The sequence below is a fragment of the Aquabacterium sp. genome (assembly GCF_016234775.1).
Taxonomy (GTDB): Bacteria; Pseudomonadota; Gammaproteobacteria; order Burkholderiales; family Burkholderiaceae_C; genus Aquabacterium.
Genome location: NZ_JACRAH010000021.1, coordinates 1 through 18,627, shown reverse-complemented (window position 1 = coordinate 18,627; position 18,627 = coordinate 1). Strand labels below are relative to the sequence as shown.

Genomic DNA, 18,627 nt, shown 5'->3' with positions numbered 1-18,627 from the left:
GTGCAGTAGGCTGGTGCCTGCGTGAATTGTTGGGTTCTTTCGGACAGGCCAGGAAAAGCGCGCTTGATCGCGCTCAGGTATCCACTCGATATGTCCGAACCTGTCTTCTTATTCTTGTCTTGAATGGAGAAATCGATGACAAAACATCCGCAACCGCGGCGCCTGGTGGTGTTGCTCTGCGCCGTGGGTTTGGGCGCTTGGGCTGCCCCTTCGCTGGCTGACGTGCAATACAAGTTCAGTGGGTTTGGCACTTTGGGTGCCGCCAAGACGAACACCGATGAAACTGAGTTCAGAACCAGTGTCGAGCAGGTCCGTGGAGCCGGCAGAAAGCCGGATCTTGGGGTTGACTCCAAGCTGGCTGCGCAGGGGTCTGCGATTTTCAGTAATGGTGTTACGCTGACTTCACAGGTCTTGGGTTCAAGACGTGGTGGCGAAGAGTTTGAGTTGGGATTTGAATGGGCCTACGCCCAGTACACCGGTATTGATGGCTTGGACGTGAAGGCCGGGCGAGTTGTGTTGCCGGCCTTCCTTGTTTCGGATTCTCGATTGGTAGGTTACGCCACGCCCTGGCTGCGCGTTTCGCCATTGGTTTACGCCATGATGCCGCTCTCTAATGTGGATGGGGGGCAAGCAACGGTCCGGCATGCATTTGGCCCAGTCGTTGTTTCCGGTCAATTGACATACGGCAACTCTACTGGAAGCAGTTCTGGTGTTACTGCGGTGCCCAATATGGTCATGGGTATGGTGGGTGGGGATCCGGTCTATTACCAGCAAAATACCACCAAAACAGAGACGAATAATATACATGGCTTTAACGTTGCCGTGGAGTGGGGCGATTGGACAGTTCGTGCCTCTCAAATAAGTGATCGCACGAATATCAATATTTCCTTGATTACTCCCCCACCATATCTCCTGATCGGACAGCCAGCGACCCTGGATAGTTCGAAGAGCTTCAAGGATAAGTTCACGGAATTCGGTCTGCAGTATGATGATGGCAAGACTGTTGTGATGGCCGAGCATGTCAGTCGTTCGACCAGTGACGAGAAGGTCCAAGACAGCAAGGGGTGGTATATCGCCGCCGGCTATCGGTTTGACTCGGTCATGCCTTATGTCATGGTCAGTGAATACAAAGAAACCTTTACGATCAGTGAGGGAGGGCTTCCTCCCAAGGCTAAGGGCTTGGCATTTGGTGCTCGATATGAGTTGGGCGGTAGCGTGGCCTTGAAGGCTGAGTTGGCGCAGTATAAAAATAACTCGACATATATATTTACGGACACTGCGTCACCAAGTGTTGCCAACAAAAAAATAAACGTCATGAGCGTCGCGCTCGATTTCGTTTTCTAAGCCAAGGAGTCAAACATGAACAAGCTTATGACGAAATCCCTGGCAGCACTTGTATTGGTGGGGCTGTTCGGCGCCGCGCATGCTGACATCGTGGTCGTGGGTGGCCCTAATGCTGACCCGTTGAACAAAGACCAATTAACCAACTTGTATCTGGGCCGAACCTTTGATCGCAAGCTGATCGACATGCCGGAAGGCAACGCGATGCGTGATCAGTTCTACAAAAAGGTCACCGACCGTGAACCCTCACAGATGAAAGCCGTCTGGGCGCGCGTGGTGTTCACCGGTAAAGGCCAGGCGCCACTGATGCTGCCGGATGCCGATGCCATCAAGAAGGCCGTGGCCACTGATCCCAAGGCGATCGGGTATATCGACAAGACCCAGGCCGATGCTTCAGTGAAAGTCTTGATGTCCATCAACTGACCGATTTTCGTATTTGCGATTTCCGGCTTGATCGGGCCAGGCGTGACGCAGTTCACACCTGGCCCGATCTGCATTTGCGCCAGGCAAAACGCTCGTTGAATAGCCTGCTGCGCACCCCTCTTATCCGGCTAAAGATTTGCCGGTGCTCGCGAAGAATGCCTATCAAGCAGCAGTCCTTCGCACACCATGTCCGATCAAGGTTCCCAAGACAAGCAATTACCAGCCTCGGCGCGCAAGCTTGAGAAAGCGCGCGAAGAGGGCCAGGTCGTTCGCTCCAAGGATTTGGGCCACTTTCTGGTGATCCTGGCGGCCACGGGCGTGCTCATGGGCTTGACGCCGGTCTGGATGGACAAGATGCAGAACCTGCTGCATGCCGGCTTGCGTTTCGATGCCCGCATGGTGGCCAATGACGGTGTGATGCTGGATCGGCTCAGCCAGTGGGCCACGGAAGCGCTGATGATCGTGGTGCCATTCAGCCTGAGCATCGCCCTGGCGTCTGCCGCAGCAAGCGTCATGGCCGGTGGCTGGGTGATGTCCTTCAAGGTGGTCTACCCCAATTTCGGCAAGCTCAACCCGATCGCCGGCTTCGGCAACCTGTTTTCCAAGCAGCAGATGATCGATGCCCTCAAGGCGTCGGCGCTGGGGCTGATTCTGGGCGCGGCGGGCGCGACCTTCCTGTACAAGGCCTGGCCCGGTTTGATGGGCCTGCTGTCGCAACCTTTGCCTTCTGCCATCCATGACCTGGGCGTGACCCTGGGGCAGGTGCTGGGCTCCATGCTGCTGGTGATGGCGGCGTTTGCCATCATCGACTGGCCGCTGCAGAAGTTCCTCTTCGCCCAGAAGATGAAGATGAGCCACCAGGACATGAAGGACGAATACAAGCAGCAAGAAGGCAACGGCGAGGTCAAGGGCAGGATCAAGCAGAAGATGCGCGAGATGGCCCGCAAGCGCATGCTGGCCGCCATCCCCACGGCCGATCTGGTCGTGATGAACCCGACCCACTATGCGGTGGCGCTCAAGTACGACGAGGCCACGATGGGCGCGCCCCGTGTGGTCGCCAAGGGGCTGGACCTGCTGGCCTTGAAGATCCGCGATCTGGCCGTCGAGAACCGCGTACCCGTGCTGGAGGCCCCGCCTCTGGCACGTGCGCTTTATGCCAACACGGAAGTGGACCAGGAAGTGCCTGTGGCGCTCTACAGCGCCGTGGCGCAGGTGCTGGCCTATGTGTTCCAGCTGCGCAATGCGCTGGCTGGCCGCTCACCCCTGCCTGGCAACCTGCCTGATCTGGATGTGCCTGCCGAGCTGGACCCCCAGCACGCAGCCAAGCTGAAGGCCAAGGTCGAACAAGAAGAATCGGAGTTTGAAGTATGAACGCGATGGTCATGAAGCTCCAGTCCGCCCTCGGCGGGCAGCACAAGAACATGCAGGTGATGGCCGCGCCCCTGGTGGTGGTCTGCGTGCTGGCGTTGATGGTGCTGCCACTGCCGCCCTTCATGCTGGATGTGTTTTTCACGTTCAACATCGCTGCGGCCTTGATGGTGATGATGGTGGCGGCCACCATGTTGCGCCCGCTGGACTTCGCAGCCTTTCCGACGGTGCTGCTGTTGACCACCTTGTTGCGCCTGTCGCTGAACGTGGCCTCTACCCGGGTTGTGCTGCTGGAAGGGCACACGGGCGCAGGTGCCGCCGGCCATGTGATCGAGTCCTTCGGCCACTTCCTGATTGGCGGCAACTTCGCGGTTGGTTTGATCGTGTTCGCGATCCTGGTGGTGATCAACTTCGTGGTGATCACCAAGGGCTCTGAGCGTATCGCTGAAGTGAGCGCCCGGTTCACCTTGGACGCCATGCCCGGCAAGCAGATGGCGATCGACGCCGACCTGAACGCCGGCCTGATTGACGAGAAGGAAGCCAAGCGCCGTCGCCTGGAAGTGGGCGAAGAGGCCGAGTTCCATGGCTCCATGGACGGTGCCTCGAAGTTCGTGCGGGGTGACGCGGTTGCCGGCATCCTGATCCTGTTCATCAACATCATCGGCGGCTTCGTGATCGGCGTGGTGCAGCACGGCCTGTCTCCCGGAGATGCCGCCAGTTCCTACGTGCTGCTGGCGGTTGGTGACGCGCTGGTCGCGCAGATCCCAGGTCTGTTGATCTCGGTGGCCGCCGCCATGGTGGTGTCGCGCGTCGGCAAGGACCAGGACGTGGGCGCCCAGATCATGGGGCAGATGTTCGAGAACCCCAAGGTCATCGGCGTGGCTGGTGGCATCCTGGGGCTGCTGGGTGTGATCCCTGGCATGCCTTCCTTTGTGTTCCTGCCCATCGGCGGTGGCCTGGGTTGGTGGGCCTGGAAGATGGCGCAAAAGCAAGAGGCGATCCGCAATGCGCCCAAGCCGGTCGACAAGCCCGCTTCGGAAGTGGCCAACCCCAACGGCGAAGCCACCTGGGAAGACCTGCAGCCGGTCGACACCCTGGGCCTGGAGGTCGGCTACCGCCTGATCCAGCTGGTGGACAAGGAGCGTGGCGGCGACCTGCTGACCCGGATCAAGGGCGTTCGCCGCAAGTTCGCGCAAGAAGTCGGCTTTTTGCCGCCATCTGTGCACATCAAGGACAACCTGGAGCTCAAGCCCAGCTTCTACCGCATCACCTTGCGCGGTGCCGTGGTGGGTGAGGGCGAGGTCTTCCCCAACATGCTGATGGCCATCAACCCCGGCCATGTGGTCAACCCGATACCGGGTACCGCGGCCGTGGACCCCGCCTTCGGCCTGCCCGCCGTGTGGGTGGAAGAGCGCCAGCGGGATGCCGCGCAAATGGCCGGCTACACGGTCGTTGATCCCTCGACCGTGGTGGCCACCCATCTTTCACACTTGATGCAACTCCATGCAGCCAAGTTGCTGGGACGCGTAGAGACCCAACAACTGGTAGAGCATGTGACGAAACTGGCCCCCAAACTCATCGAAGACGTGGTTCCCAAGATGGTCGGCATCTCCACCCTGCAAAAAGTGCTGCAGCTTCTGCTCGAAGAAGGCGTGCATATCCGCGATATGCGTTCCATCATCGAAACCGTGGCCGAGCACGCTGCTTCCAGCCCCAATGTGGTGAACGACCCGGCCGAGCTGGCCCGTCGCATCCGCATCGGTCTGGCCCCGGCCATCGTGCAGCAGATCTACGGCCCAGTGCGCGAACTCGATGTGATCGCCATCGACCCGGATCTGGAACGTCTTCTGACCCAAGCCCTGACTTCGCCCAGCGGCCCCATGCTCGACCCGGGTGTGGCCGACCACCTGACCCGCCAGGCCTCCGAGGCCACGCAACGTCAGGAAAACATGGGCCACCCGGCCTGCCTGTTGGTGCCGGATGTCATCCGCCCATCGGTGGCTCGACTGCTCAAGCGCGCCGCACCTCGTCTCAAGGTGCTGGGACACAGCGAGATTCCTGAGACTCATTCGATTCGCATCGGTACCCTGATCGGAGGCCACGCATGAACGTCAAACGCTTTACTGGACGGAACAGCCGTGAGGCCATGCAGAAGGTCAAGGCCGCATTCGGCAATGACGCTGTGGTGCTGTCGACCAAACCTGCTGCTGAAGGTGGCATCGAGATCCTGGCCATGGCCGCTGACAGCGTGCCTGCGATGGACCACTATGCCGTGGAAAAGGATGCGCCTGAGTTGGTGCCTCAACGTGCTGAATCGCGTGCAGACACTCGCCACGACTCCCGTGCCGAGCTTCGCGTGGAGTCCCGCGATGAATCCGTGAGCCTGCCTCTCAAGAAGGGCGCCGCCAAGCAAGCCAAGGAAACCATGGCCAACCTGGCCAGCACCGTGCAGGACGACGTCAAGCAACTGGCGATGAGCACGCTGTCCTTCCAGGACTATGTGCGCGAACGCATGCTCAAGCGCCGCCAGGCCGCCATGCAGGCTCGCACCGAGCCGGCCATGGCCTTGCCGCCCGAAGAGCAACTCAACCAGCGCTTTGCTCAGCCCAAGGCCACCAAGCCCGCTGTGTCAACCTCTGTTGACCTGACGGGCGAGGCCATGCGTGGTCGCGCGGCACCCCAGGTTGATGAAGACATGGGCCAGTGGGCGCCGCCTGCACCTCGTCAGGCACCGGTTGCACCGCGTCAGGCCGCGCCTCAGGCCCGCCCTCAGCAAGTCGCAACACCACAGCCCAAGCCCGCGCAAGTGGTGCCGCTGCGCAGCGAGCACGCCGACCTGACCATGGACAAGGTCACGCCCGCTCGTGATGCCATCCGTGTGGCGCAACCTGATGCCGCCACCCTGGCTGCACTGAAGGCCGCGCAAGATGCGAATGCCTCGATGCTGGGTGAGCTGCGTGCCATGCGCGCCATGATGAAGGAGCGCTTCGAGACGATGGCTTTCATCGAAAAGCTCGGCCGCACACCTTCACAAGCGCAACTGGCGCAACGCCTGCTGGATGCGGGTTTCTCGGCCGTGCTGATCCGCAAGATGCTGGATGCCATGCCCGCAGAAGTGTGCAATGGCGCCCACGACGAAGTGCAATGGGCCACGCAAGTGCTGCAGCGCAACCTGAACACAGCCGACCACGAATTGCCCATTGAAGATCAAGGCGGCGTGTTCGCCCTGATCGGCTCGACAGGTGTGGGCAAGACGACATCCACCGCCAAGCTCGCTGCCACGTTTGCTGCCAAACACGGCGCAACGAATCTCGGCCTGATCACGCTGGACGCCTATCGCGTCGGTGCACACGAGCAACTGCGTGCCTATGGCCGCATCCTGGGTGTGCCCGTGCACATGGCCCATGACCGTGCCGCACTGGAAGACCTGCTGGAGCTGCTCTCGGGCAAGAAGCTGATCCTGATCGACACGGCCGGCATGGCCCAACGCGATGGCCGCACCAAGGAACTGCTGGACATGCTGGCCCATCCCAGCATCCGAAAACTGCTGGTCATCAACACCGCAGCGCAAGGTGATTCGATTGAGGATGTGATGCATTCGTATCACGCCGAAGCCTGTGCGGGCGTGGTGCTGTCCAAGCTGGATGAGGCAGTCAAGCTCGGTCCGGCTCTGGATGCGTTAATTCGTCACAAGTTGAAAGTGTTGGGTGTGGCCAATGGCCAACGCGTGCCCGAAGATTGGCATCGTCTGTCGGCACAAGCGCTGGTGCACCGCGCCCTGCGAGCCAGCCTCAACCCTGCTTACCGGCTCGATCCCAACGAGGTCAGCCTGGTGTTCTCTGCGCAGGTGACGGCAGATGCCATGGCCTCTCCGCGTCACGTCTGATCACCGCTTGTCACCCACTCGAACCAATAAAAAAGACAGCCACACATGATCCGCAACGACAGCCATCAGGTCAGCACAAGCGGTACCCGTGCCCACCACCCGGTGGATCAAGCCCAGGGTTTGAGGCAGATGTTTGCCTCCAGGGTTTTGCGTTTTGTGCCTGTGGTGGCCAATGCCGCAACGGCTTGTGGTGGCTTGGTGCTGGAGCGCTTGTGCGCGGCCTACACCAGCTTCAACCTCAAGGTGCTGGTGGTGGATGCCAGCGAGCAGGCGCGCCCGCCAGGTGAGCTGGCCGAGTTTGACTTGGCCGAAGGCATCGAGGAGTTGTCGGACCAGGTCAGCTACATGCCTGCACGTGGCTTGCCGCTGCGCTATGTGGATGCCCGTGGTTCGTGCAGCAGCCTGCTCGACACCATCGCCAACACGGCACCGCAATACGATGTGGTGATCGTGCACGCCTCTGCCAGCGAGATCGTTCGCCTGTTCTCGCAGCGTGCCCGTGGTACCAATCTGCGCCCCTTGCTGTTCACCAACGACCTGGCTGAGGGCCTCAAGGAGGCGTACTCGGCCGTCAAGATCATCAGCCAGCGCGGGGCCTGGATGGCCTACGACCTGCTTGTGTGTGCCACCACGCGCAGCCAGCAGGCCCAGCCTGTGGCCGAGCGCCTGGCCCGTTGCGCCGATGATTTTCTGGGTGTTGCCCAACGTGACTGGCAATTGCTGGATCCGCGCGAGCCTGCTGCCGCTGATCCGCATCCCCGTTTTCTGGAACTGGCAGCAGGTCTGCTGCGCACCGCCTTGCCGCTCGCTCTGAGCGACACGGCCTTTGACCACCTGATGTCGCCGGGGGCAGCCTTGCCTTCTTGCGCCGCCCCCGTACTGAATTGATGTTCATGGAGCAGAGCATGTACACCGCCAAAGGACGACTTGAGATCGACGCGATGTTGCGCCAATACAGTCCTCTCGTGCGACGCCTGGCGCACCAGATGATTGCCAAACTGCCGGCCAACGTCGAGATCGATGACCTGATTCAGGTCGGCATGATTGGCCTGACCGATGCTTTGACGCGCTTTGATGCGGGGCAGGGCGTGCAGTTCGAAACCTTTGCCACCCAGCGGATTCGCGGCGCCATGCTGGACGAATTGCGCGGTGCAGACTGGCTCAGCCGCGGTACCCGCAAACAGCAGCGCGACATTGAAGGCGCGGTGCACAGGCTGGAGCAGCGCCTGGGCCGAGCCCCGCAGGAAAGCGAAATCGCCCAGGAAATGGGCATGACCCTGCCTGACTACCAGGAGATGCTCGGCAAGGTGCGCGGTACCCAGCTGATCTACCTGGAAGACATGAGCGGCGAAGATGGCGACAACGACTATCTGGATCGCCATGTGACCGATGAGGGCAACGACCCCTTGAGCCTGCTGCAGGATCACCGCATGCGACATGCGCTGGTCGAGGCCATCAAGAACCTGCCTGAGCGCGAGCAGTATGTGATGAGCATGTACTACGAGCAGGATATGAACCTCAAGGAGATTGCCGCTGTGTTGGGTGTGACCGAATCCCGCGTGTGCCAGTTGCACAGCCAGTCCATTGCCCGCCTGCGCGTCAAGCTGCGCGAGTGGTGAGTGTTAGCTGAGTGACTGTAGGGGCACGACCATGTTCAAGTTGTTCAATCGCAAGCCGGTAGAGGCTGACGTGATCAAGCCTGAACCTGCGTCCGCGATGAATCTGGAGTTGATTCAACTGGCAGAGACGCTAGAGCGTGACACCAGCGGGCTAGGCTGCGAGGCAGCGCAATTGCGTGGCAGCCTGGAAGACACCACGGCGGTGGCCAATCACCAGACCGAAACCCTGGCCAGCCTCGTGGCCAAGCTGCACGACATCGTTCGTTCGCAGGATCAGATTCACGCCGAGACCGTTGGCGGCATGGCCTCCATGCAGCAGGCGCGCGAATCGGTGGCCCACGTGGGCCGGGAAGTCAGCGGTGTGGTCGAAACCTTGCATCAGGTGTCCGATGCCGCTCAGCAGATTACCCAGGTGGCCTTGCAGACGCGGTTGGTGGCGTTCAATGCGTCCGTTGAAGCCAAGCGTGCTGGTGAAGCCGGCGCAGGTTTCTCTGTTGTGGCGGATGCCGTGAAGGATCTGTCCACCCAGGTTGAGTCCATTTCCAAGGCCATCATGAGCACGATCGGGCAACTCGATCAACGTATTCAATCGCTGGCCAGCGACTTGACCGATCAGGCTGATGGCTCGGCCAAGCACGAGCAAGGTCGCAGGACCTTTCATGCGGCCTTGCATGGCGTGGAAGAGGGTGTTCAACGCATCAGTGCCGCCGCCGATGCGAGCCGCGCGTTGACGCAGAGTGTGAATCAGGAAGTCAGCCTCATGGAGGGTGAGGTGGGCAAGGCTCGCCAGGAGCTATCTGCTGCATTCAAGCGCAGCGATGCCGTGCTGACCGTATCCGAGCGCCTGATGGAGATGATTGCGGGCTCTGGCGTGCGTACGTCGGACACGCCCTACATCGAACTCGTGCAGCTGACCGCGGGCAAGATCGCCGCCACGCTCGAAGCGGCCGTGGCATCTCGGCGCATCTCGTTGGAGCATCTGTTCGATGAGAACTACCAGGCCATGGCCGGCACGCAACCTCAGCAGCACGCCACACGCTTCAATGCGCTGACGGACGAACTGTTTCCCGCCATACAGGAAGAAGCGATCAAGGCCCTGCCGGACGTGGTTTTCTGCATTGCGGCGGATCGCAACGGCTATATCTCTACGCACAACCACATCTACTGCCAGCTACAAAGGCCGGGCGATGTGGTGTGGAACACCGCCAATTCACGTTGGCGTCGCATTTTCAATGACCGCACAGGCCTGGCTTCGGCGCGCAACAAGCGCCCGTTCCTGCTGCAGACCTATCGCCGCGACATGGGAGGCGGCAAGTTCGTGCTGCTCAAGGAAGTGGCCGCACCGATCACGGTTGCTGGCAAGCACTGGGGTGGCTTGCGCCTGGCTTATCGGTTCTGAATACGGTCAGCCAATGCGTCCCAGCAAAAGGTACTCCATGAGTACCTTTTGCACGTGCAAGCGGTTTTGGCTACGGCCCGCCGCCTTCGGCGGCTTCACATCACTGGCGTGATGTGAGCCTTCGCCGGAACCGCTTGCGGGCCTGTCGGCCCAGGTTCACATTGGCCTTCAGCCAATGCGCCCCAGCAGAAGGTACTCCATGAGTACCTTCTGCACGTGCAAGCGGTTCTCAGCCTCGTCCCACACCACGGATTGCGGGCCATCGATCACGTCGGCCTCGACCTCTTCGCCACGGTGCGCCGGCAGGCAGTGCATGAACAGGGCATCGGGTGCGGCCACGGCCATCATGTCGGCGTCCACGCACCAGTCGGCAAAGGCCTTCTTGCGTTCTTCGTTCTCGGCTTCGAAGCCCATGCTCGTCCACACATCGGTGGTGACCAGATGCGCACCACGGCAGGCGTCCATCGGGTCCTTGAAGACCTTGTAGCAGCTGGTGTCGTTGATGCCGGCCACGGCCGGGTCGATCTCGTAGCCGCTGGGCGTGCTCACATGCACCGTGAAGCCCAGGATCTCTGCAGCCTGCAGCCAGGTGTTGGCCATGTTGTTGCCGTCTCCTACCCAGGCCACGACCTTGCCCTTGATCGAGCCACGGTGCTCGATGTAGGTGAAGATGTCGGCCAGGATCTGGCAGGGGTGGTACTCGTTGGTCAGGCCGTTGATGACCGGCACACGCGAGTTGGCGGCAAACTTCACCAGCTTGGACTGCTCGTAGGTGCGGATCATCACGATGTCGACCATGCGCGAGATCACCTTGGCGCTGTCTTCAATCGGTTCGCTGCGGCCCAGCTGGCTGCCATCCGTGGTCAGGTGCACCACGGACCCGCCCATCTGGTACATGCCGGCTTCAAAGCTCACGCGGGTGCGCGTGGAAGCCTTCTCGAAGATCATGGCCAGGGTGCGGTCTACCAGCGGCGTGTACTTCTCGTAGTTCTTGAAGCGCTTCTTGATGATGGCCGCCCGTTCGAACAGGTAGACGTACTCCTGTTCGCGCAGGTCCTTGAACTGGAGGTAGTGTTTGATCAGGCTCATACCGGGCTTCATGCGAATTCTGCGATCAGGTTAAGCAGCGCTTGTTTCAGACAGGAAGGTCTTGACCAGGGGCACCAGGGTGGCCACGATCTCGTCAGCTTCTTCCGCAGTGATGATCAAAGCCGGCAGCAGGCGGATGACCTTGTCGGCGGTGATGCTCAGCAGCAGGCCGGCATCGACCGCGCGTTGCAGCAGCACGCCGCACGGGCGGTCCAGCTCGATGCCGATCATCAGGCCTTGGCCACGGATTTCGCTCACACCCTTGAGCTCGCCCAGTTCGCGAACCAGTGCGTCATGAATGTGCTTGCCGATGCGGTCGGCATTGGCCAGCAATTGCTCTTCTTCGATGATCTTGATGGTTTCCACGCCGGCACGCATGGCCAGCGGGTTGCCGCCAAAGGTGGTGCCGTGGTTGCCGGGCTGCAGCACGTTGGCGGCCTTGGGGCCGCAGACCACAGCACCAATCGGCACGCCAGAGCCCAGGCCCTTGGCCAGGGGCATCACGTCGGGCTGGATGCCAGCCCATTGGTGGGCAAACCACTTACCGGTGCGGCCCATGCCGCATTGCACCTCGTCGAGCATCAGCAGCCAGCCTTGCTTGTCGCACAGGGCGCGCACGGCCTGCAGGTACTCGGCGCGGGCGGGATTGATGCCGCCTTCGCCCTGGATCACTTCCAGGAACACGGCGGTGACATTGGGACGGGTGCGGGCGACCTCTTCCAGCGCGGCGATGTCGTTGAGCGGCACGCGCACGAAACCTTCGACCAGCGGCTCGAAGCCGGCGTGCACCTTGGGGTTGCCCGTGGCCGACAGCGTGGCAATCGACCGGCCATGGAAGGCCTTTTCGTACACCACCACCTCGGCGCGGTGAATGCCTTTGTCGTGGCCGAACTTGCGCGCGATCTTCAGGGCGGCCTCATTGGCTTCCAGACCTGAGTTGCAGAAGAAGACATTGGTCATGCCCGAACGCTCGACCAGCAGACGGGCGAGTTCCTCCTGCAGCGGCACCTGGTAGTAGTTGCAGCAGTGGATCATCTTCTCGACCTGATCCTGCAGGGCGGGGACCAGCTTGGGATGCTTGTGGCCCAGGGTGTTGACCGCGATGCCCGCGAGCGCATCCAGATAGCGTCGGCCATCGGTGTCCCAGACGCGCACGCCTTCGCCGTGCGATAGCGCAATCGGCAGGCGGCCGTAGGTGGGCATCACATGGGGCATCGACACGGGAGCGTTCATGGTGAGAGGGATCTCAGGTTCGTTTGCAAAAGAAAAATGGCGCAGCAGGCACTGCGCCAGAGCCTATTCTATGTAAAAGGCGGCTGCTCAGGAATGCGGGCATCGTTCACGCACCAGCGATTTCCGTGCAGATCCCGGGTGCGCAGCGGGGCGCAATCGCTTCAGGTGCCTGACAGGCTCGCCGACATTGCCCTTGTGGTGCGTGCGATGGGCTGCGCACGGGCGGGTGTCAAGTCGGTGACCCACTTGAGGGCGCGGACTCTTGGCATCAATGTTGCGGGAGATCAATTCGACCGCGACAATGGAGGACTGTCACGCATGGAAACGCTCATTGAGGCCGTGTCCATCACCAAGGTGCCGGGCCAGGACTACCCGTCCGGGTCTGCCCTTGTTCCCCGCAGCCGCCAGACACAATCTGTCGCTGCGCCTGTCAATTCACCCATTGCACAGCCCGTCGGAAGCGCCACCGTGTCGACGCCCCCACCTTCTACCTCCCCCATCCCCACCAAACCACGCGAAGTCTTCATCCAAGGCGTCACCAGCAACGGCAGAACCTTTCGCCCCAGCGATTGGGCCGAGCGACTGGCTGGCGCCATGTCCAGTTTCCGCCCCGGCGGAGCCGCCATGGGTATCGCTGCGCACATCGGTTATTCGCCGTATTGCGTGCCCACGAGCATGGGCGATGTGAAGTGCGTGGTCGTTAACGAAGCCTTGCGAGACCTGGAGCCCATGGCCTGGGATTTCGTCATGAACTTCGCGCGAGACAACGACCTGCAGGTCGTAGATGCGTGTTTGTTGCCTGATCGCAGGGGTTGAATCGCCAAATTTGATGCATCTGCGCGGCGTTTGGTCCACATGCAGTGCTCAAGTTCCCGTCCGTTTTCGTCGACATGTTGTCTGTGTGTATGCCTGCATGGCGTCGAAAGGACTGGACATGGGTACAAATTTCCTGCGCTGGCTGCCTCTTGCGGCTCTGTCTGCTTGCCTCTTGAGCCCGGCTTGGGCTGCGCCCGAGACGCCAACCAAATTGGATGGCGTCAAAGTCGTGACTGCGGAGCAGGCGCGTGACCTGGCTGCCAAAGGCGCGCCGATGATTGATGCGCGCGCGGCGAACGAATACGCCGAAAAAACCATCAAGGGTGCCGTCAGCGTGCCCTACAAGGAAAAGAGCGCCAAGGATCCCGTGTTTGACAAGAGTCAGGACAGTTTTGATCTTGGCAAATTGCCGACAGACAAAGCGGCGACCTTTGTCTTGTTTTGCAATGCGGGAACTTGCTGGAAGAGCTACAAAGCGGCCGTGATGGCCCGGGATGCCGGCTACAAGCAGGTCCACTGGCTGCGTGGCGGTTTGCCCGAGTGGGAAAGCAAGGGCTTGCCTACGCAATAAGCGCCTTTGGCGCCTCGTCGCGTCACGATGCAATCAGAGGGAGGGTTCATGAGTCACTTGACTATTCGCGCCAGGTTGCGATTCGCAGCCTTGGTGGCCGTTGTCGGGGCGGTGCTGCTTGCCGTACTGACCTTGCTGGGGGTGCAGCGGGGAGGGCGCGCGCTGGAGGCCATGCTGGAAGGCAGTGTGAAGCCATTGGTGGCGCTTCAGCGCATTGATGGTTCGCTCAGTTCTGTGCGGGCCCGTGCTGCGGGCTTGTTGCTCGACCAATACGCGGCGCCAGGCAATCTGACGCACCTGCGGCAGGTTCGCAAACTGGTTGATGAAGCCTGGGCCCAGGCCTCAACCCAGTCGGCTACCAATGACGAGCATGGCACGCTGTTGAAGCAGTTGCGTGAGGGGTGGCCAACGGTTGTGTCGATGCTGGATGCGTTGGACAAGGCCTACGACACTGGTGATCGCAATCGCGTGGATGATCTGTTGCAGACGGCTTGGCCAACTGCGCACAAGGCATTCATCAAACATTTGCAGGCAGCGATTCCTTTGCAGGAGGCTGGTGCAAAGGCTACCTATGAACATGCCGTCATCGAGAACCGCCAGTCGGCCGTTCTGGCCGTTGTCGTAGCCTGCTTGCTGGCCGGGAGCATGTTGCTCATCATGATGTGGACCACGCGCAGTGTGATGACCGGTTTGCGTCAGGCTGGCGAGCTGTCCAAGGCGATTGCAGATGGTGATCTGTCTGATAGACCGGTTGCAGATCGGCATGACGAACTGGGTGAGTTGATGTCCTCTCTGACCGATATGCGAACCTCGTTGGCGATGCTGGTGGGGGACATTCGCCAGACGGCAGACAGCATCCAGGTGGCCAGTGCCGAAGTGGCGACGGGCAATGCCGATCTCAGTCAGCGAACCGAACAAACGGCCTCCAACCTTCAGCAGGCTGCGTCGTCCATGGAGCAGTTGACAGGTACGGTGCGTCACTCGGCCGAATCAGCACGGACTGCCAATCAACTCGCTGAGTCGGCGGCATCCGTGGCCATGCGCGGTGGCGAGGTTGTATCTCAGGTGGTGTCGACGATGGAGGACATCAATCAGTCCAGCCGCCGCATCGGCGACATCATCGGGACGATTGATGGCATTGCGTTTCAGACCAATATTCTGGCGCTGAATGCGGCCGTGGAGGCCGCTCGTGCGGGTGAGCAGGGGCGGGGATTTGCGGTGGTAGCCGGAGAGGTCCGATCGCTGGCTCAGCGCAGCGCCGAGGCCGCGAAGGAAATCAAGGCCTTGATTGGCGCCAGCGTGGACAAGGTGGAGACGGGGTCCAAACTCGTTGCGGATGCGGGATCGACCATGAGCGACATCGTGGCGGGTGTCCAGCGTGTGACGGACATCATCGGGGAAATCACCGCAGGTAGTCTGGAGCAGAGTGACGGCATTGCTCAGATCAGTGGCGCGGTGTCGCAGCTTGATCAGATGACGCAGCAGAATGCGGCGCTGGTGGAGCAGTCGGCGGCCGCTGCGGAGAGCTTGAGAGATCAGGCGCAACGGCTCGCACAGTCTGTAACCGTGTTTCGGGTGTGAACCGACCCGACAGGCGGATGTCTTTTCAGCTGCGCCAATGAAAAAAGCCCGCGCAAGCGGGCTTTTGTGCGGTCAAACCGAAATCAGGCGGCGATGGCCTTGATCTTGGCCGACAGGCGGCTCTTGTGACGAGCGGCCTTGTTCTTGTGGAAGATGCCCTTGTCGGCGATCGAGTCGATCACGCTTTGAGCAGTCTTGAAGGCTTCAGAAGCCTTGGACTTGTCGCCAGCTTGCACAGCCTTGAGCACGCCCTTGATGGCGGTACGGAACTTGGAGCGCAGAGCCGAGTTGGCGGCGTTCAGCTTGACGTCTTGACGAGCGCGCTTGCGGCCCGAGGCAATACGAACGGTCTTTTTGGCTTTGGATGCAGATGCCATGATTTTCGAGCCCTGCGAATGCCTGCCTGCTCGGGCAACGGTGAGGTCGCCAAGTCAGCCAATTCGCACCCCACAGGGCTAAGTTGGTTGGAAAACCGAAGATTATAGCTCGACTGAACGCCCTTGCCAAGCCGGGCTCGGGGCGCTTCCTATAATGGGCTCATGAGCCTGCTGAAATCTGCCTCCATCGTCTCGCTGTTGACCCTGGCGTCACGCATCACCGGCCTGGTTCGGGAGTTGCTGATTGCGGCGGCTTTTGGTGCCAGTGCGACGACAGACGCCTTCAACGTGGCGTTCCGGATTCCGAATTTGTTGCGCCGCCTGTTCGCAGAAGGCGCCTTTTCGCAGGCATTTGTTCCCATCCTTGCTGAAAATCGCTCAAAAAATGGCGAGCAGGCCACGCATGAGCTGGTCAACGCCGTGGGAACGGTGTTGTTTGGCGCCTTGCTTGTGACCTGCGTGCTGGGTGTCGCAGGTGCGCCCGTGCTGGTGTGGCTGATGGCTTCGGGTCTGAAAGAGTCCGGCGGTTTTGATGCGGCCGTGGTCATGACCCGCTGGATGTTTCCCTATATTGGCTTCATGTCCCTGGTGGCTTTGAGTGCGGGCATTCTCAACACCTGGGGGCGTTTCGCTGTCCCGGCGGCGACGCCCGTCTTGCTCAATCTGTGCACGATCACGGCCGCGTTGTTCGTGGCGCCGGTGTTCGGCGAACATGGCGTCGAGCCGGTCTATGCCTTGGCCGTGGGCGTCATGGTGGGGGGCATGCTGCAACTGGGCGTGCAGGTGCCTGCTTTGCTCAAGATTGGTATGGTGCCGCGCATTGGTGTCAGCCTGTCGGCCTGGCGACGGGCCTGGTCGCATCCGGGTGTCAAACGTGTTCTGCGCCAGATGGCGCCTGCCATTTTGGGCGTGTCGGTGGCCCAGGTGTCATTGTTGATCAACACGCAGATTGCGTCGCACCTGGGGGCCGGGTCGGTGTCCTGGCTGACTTATGCCGACCGCTTGATGGAGTTCCCGACCGCGATGTTGGGGGTGGCTTTGGGTGTGGTCCTGTTACCCCAGTTGTCTCGCGCTCAGGCAGAGGGTGATACCGGGCGTTTCTCAGACTTGCTGGATTGGGGATTGCGGTTGGTTGTGCTGTTGGCCTTGCCCAGCGCCATTGCCCTGTTGTTGTTTGCCAAACCGCTCGTGGCCGTGCTCTATCACTATGGTCGTTTCACACCCCAGGACGTTCAGCAGACCGTGTTGGCCTTGTCCTGTTATGGCGTGGGGTTGATGGGGCTGATCGGTGTCAAGGTGCTGGCGCCTGGTTTTTATGCCACTCAGGACATCAGGACGCCCGTTCGCATCGGCATCACGGTCTTGGTGATTACGCAGATCTTCAATGTGGTCTTTGTGCCGATCCTGGGGCATGCGGGGCTGGCGCTGTCGATCGGGCTGGGTTCACTGGTCAACGCCATCTGGTTGCTGGTGGGGTTGCGCAGGGCTGGGCGCTATCAGCCTGCACCTGGCTGGTTGTTGTTTGGCTTGCGCGTGGTGCTGGCCACCGCCGTGCTGGGGGGCGGGCTTTGGCTGGCCACGCAGCACATTGACTGGATTGGGCTGCGCGCTCAGCCCATGTGGCGCATCGGCGCGATGGCGGCTTGCCTCGTTGGTGCCGGCCTGGTGTATTTCGGCACCTTGGCGGCCACGGGGCTGAACTTGAAGAAGGCCATTCGGCGCTGATCAGCTCACATCAGTGAGCGCACCAGCTCGATGGCCTCTTCCACTCGGTCCACGGCGTGGATGGTCAGGCCTTCAATGGGTTTCTTGGGCGCGTTGGCCTTGGGCACCACCGCGATCGAGAAGCCCAGCTTGGCCGCTTCCTTCAAGCGATCCTGACCACGTGGGGCGGGGCGGATCTCGCCCGCCAGCCCGACTTCGCCAAAGGCGATGAAGCCCTTGGGCAAGGGGCGGCCGCGCAGGCTGCTCTGAATCGCCAGCAGCACGGCCAGGTCGGCCGCGGGTTCGCTGATGCGCACACCGCCCACGGCATTGACGAACACATCCTGATCAAAACAGGCCATGCCGGCGTGGCGGTGCAGCACGGCCAGCAGCATGGCCAGGCGATCTCGCTCCAGGCCCACGCTCAGTCGGCGCGGGCTGGGGCCGCCTGCATCCACCAACGCTTGAATCTCTACCAGCAGGGGGCGTGTGCCTTCCAGCGTCACCAGCACGCAGGAGCCGGGCACCGGCTCGCTGTGGGTAGACAGGAAGATGGCGCTGGGGTTGGTCACGCCCTTGAGGCCTTTGTCCGTCATGGCGAACACGCCGATTTCATTGACGGCGCCGAAGCGGTTCTTGATCGCGCGGATCAGGCGGAAGCTGCTGTGCGTGTCGCCCTCGAAATACAGCACGGTGTCGACGATGTGCTCCAGCACGCGTGGGCCTGCCAGGGCGCCTTCCTTGGTCACATGGCCCACCAGCACCATGGTGCAGCCGCTGGACTTGGCAACGCGGGTCAGGTGGGCCGCGCATTCACGCACCTGGGCCACGGAGCCCGGTGCCGAGGTCAGCTGATCCGAAAATACCGTCTGGATCGAGTCGATCACGCAAAAGGCCGGCTTTTCAGCGGCCAGCGTGGCGATGATGTTCTCCAGCTGGATTTCGGCCTGCACACGCACATGCGAGCCATCCAGCCCCAGGCGTCTGGCGCGCAGTGCGACCTGGGCGCCGCTTTCTTCGCCGGTGACATACAACACCGGCATCTGGCGAGACAGGGCGTCGAGTGCCTGCAACAGCAAGGTGGACTTGCCGATGCCGGGGTCGCCGCCGATCAGCACCACGCCACCGGCGACGATGCCGCCGCCCAGGACGCGATCCAGCTCTTCCAGGCTGGTGGGCGTGCGCGACACATCGGCCGCTTCGATGTCGGCCAGTGTGGT

At 61.3% G+C, this 18,627-nt stretch carries 16 protein-coding genes; 12 read left to right on the top strand and 4 right to left on the bottom strand.

Translation table 11 applies throughout. From position 1 onward, the window contains the following. The first annotated feature begins 123 nt into the window (after positions 1-123). From HY836_RS06215 to HY836_RS06180, 8 genes are all read left to right on the top strand, one after another. Positions 124-1,344, top strand: a complete 1,221-nt coding sequence (locus tag HY836_RS06215; RefSeq protein WP_290674623.1) for a porin — start codon at positions 124-126, stop codon at positions 1,342-1,344. Positions 1,345-1,359: 15 nt separating this feature from the next. Beyond that, positions 1,360-1,764, top strand: coding sequence for a hypothetical protein (locus HY836_RS06210; protein ID WP_290674621.1), 405 nt, complete (start codon positions 1,360-1,362; stop codon positions 1,762-1,764). Positions 1,765-1,950: 186 nt separating this feature from the next. Next, positions 1,951-3,135, top strand: a complete 1,185-nt coding sequence (gene flhB, locus HY836_RS06205; RefSeq protein WP_290674619.1) for a flagellar biosynthesis protein FlhB — start codon at positions 1,951-1,953, stop codon at positions 3,133-3,135. Next, positions 3,132-5,240: a flagellar biosynthesis protein FlhA gene (gene flhA / locus HY836_RS06200; protein ID WP_290674617.1), complete on the top strand. Its 2,109-nt coding sequence runs from the start codon at positions 3,132-3,134 to the stop codon at positions 5,238-5,240. Before flhB ends, flhA begins: the two co-directional genes overlap by 4 nt. After that, on the top strand, positions 5,237-7,018 hold the full coding sequence (gene flhF, locus HY836_RS06195; RefSeq protein ID WP_290674615.1) for a flagellar biosynthesis protein FlhF: 1,782 nt from the start codon (positions 5,237-5,239) through the stop codon (positions 7,016-7,018). Before flhA ends, flhF begins: the two co-directional genes overlap by 4 nt. A 45-nt stretch (positions 7,019-7,063) precedes the next feature. Further along, on the top strand, positions 7,064-7,906 hold the full coding sequence (locus HY836_RS06190; protein WP_290674613.1) for a flagellar biosynthesis protein: 843 nt from the start codon (positions 7,064-7,066) through the stop codon (positions 7,904-7,906). Between the two features lie 17 nt (positions 7,907-7,923). Next, entirely contained in the window at positions 7,924-8,637 is a 714-nt protein-coding gene (locus HY836_RS06185; RefSeq protein WP_290674611.1) for an RNA polymerase sigma factor FliA, read from the top strand. A 31-nt stretch (positions 8,638-8,668) separates the two neighbouring features. Next, the gene (locus tag HY836_RS06180; protein ID WP_290674609.1) at positions 8,669-10,036 is read left to right on the top strand and encodes a methyl-accepting chemotaxis protein; all 1,368 of its coding nucleotides are present in this window, start codon (positions 8,669-8,671) and stop codon (positions 10,034-10,036) included. Between the two features lie 168 nt (positions 10,037-10,204). Here HY836_RS06180 and argF read toward each other — a convergent pair whose 3' ends face one another. Both argF and HY836_RS06170 read right to left on the bottom strand, forming a co-directional pair. After that, positions 10,205-11,137 (bottom strand): ornithine carbamoyltransferase, encoded by a 933-nt coding sequence (argF, locus tag HY836_RS06175; protein WP_290674607.1) that lies wholly within the window; start codon positions 11,135-11,137, stop codon positions 10,205-10,207. 18 nt (positions 11,138-11,155) lie between these two features. Next, complete coding sequence (locus tag HY836_RS06170; protein ID WP_290674605.1) at positions 11,156-12,358, bottom strand: aspartate aminotransferase family protein; 1,203 nt, start codon at positions 12,356-12,358, stop codon at positions 11,156-11,158. A 498-nt stretch (positions 12,359-12,856) separates the two neighbouring features. On the opposite strand from HY836_RS06170, the gene HY836_RS06165 reads away from it, so the two are divergent. Genes HY836_RS06165 through HY836_RS06155 form a run of 3 tightly spaced genes read left to right on the top strand, consistent with a single transcriptional unit; the run spans position 12,857 to position 15,326 of the window. Then, the gene (locus tag HY836_RS06165) at positions 12,857-13,174 is read left to right on the top strand and encodes a DUF3579 domain-containing protein (RefSeq protein ID WP_290675048.1); all 318 of its coding nucleotides are present in this window, start codon (positions 12,857-12,859) and stop codon (positions 13,172-13,174) included. After that, positions 13,143-13,745 (top strand): rhodanese-like domain-containing protein, encoded by a 603-nt coding sequence (locus tag HY836_RS06160; RefSeq protein WP_290674603.1) that lies wholly within the window; start codon positions 13,143-13,145, stop codon positions 13,743-13,745. The genes HY836_RS06165 and HY836_RS06160 overlap by 32 nt, the downstream gene beginning before the upstream one ends. Positions 13,746-13,793: 48 nt before the next feature. Then, entirely contained in the window at positions 13,794-15,326 is a 1,533-nt protein-coding gene (locus HY836_RS06155; RefSeq protein ID WP_290674601.1) for a methyl-accepting chemotaxis protein, read from the top strand. A gap of 83 nt (positions 15,327-15,409) precedes the next feature. Here HY836_RS06155 and rpsT read toward each other — a convergent pair whose 3' ends face one another. Beyond that, positions 15,410-15,703, bottom strand: a complete 294-nt coding sequence (rpsT, locus tag HY836_RS06150) for a 30S ribosomal protein S20 (protein ID WP_290674599.1) — start codon at positions 15,701-15,703, stop codon at positions 15,410-15,412. Positions 15,704-15,865: 162 nt separating this feature from the next. On the opposite strand from rpsT, the gene murJ reads away from it, so the two are divergent. Beyond that, positions 15,866-17,428 carry a murein biosynthesis integral membrane protein MurJ gene (murJ, locus tag HY836_RS06145; RefSeq protein ID WP_290674598.1) on the top strand — a complete coding sequence of 521 codons (1,563 nt, stop codon included), beginning with the start codon at positions 15,866-15,868 and terminating at the stop codon, positions 17,426-17,428. A gap of 5 nt (positions 17,429-17,433) precedes the next feature. Here murJ and radA read toward each other — a convergent pair. Beyond that, a partial coding sequence (gene radA, locus HY836_RS06140) for a DNA repair protein RadA (protein WP_290674596.1) occupies positions 17,434-18,627 on the bottom strand: 1,194 nt, incomplete at its 5' end.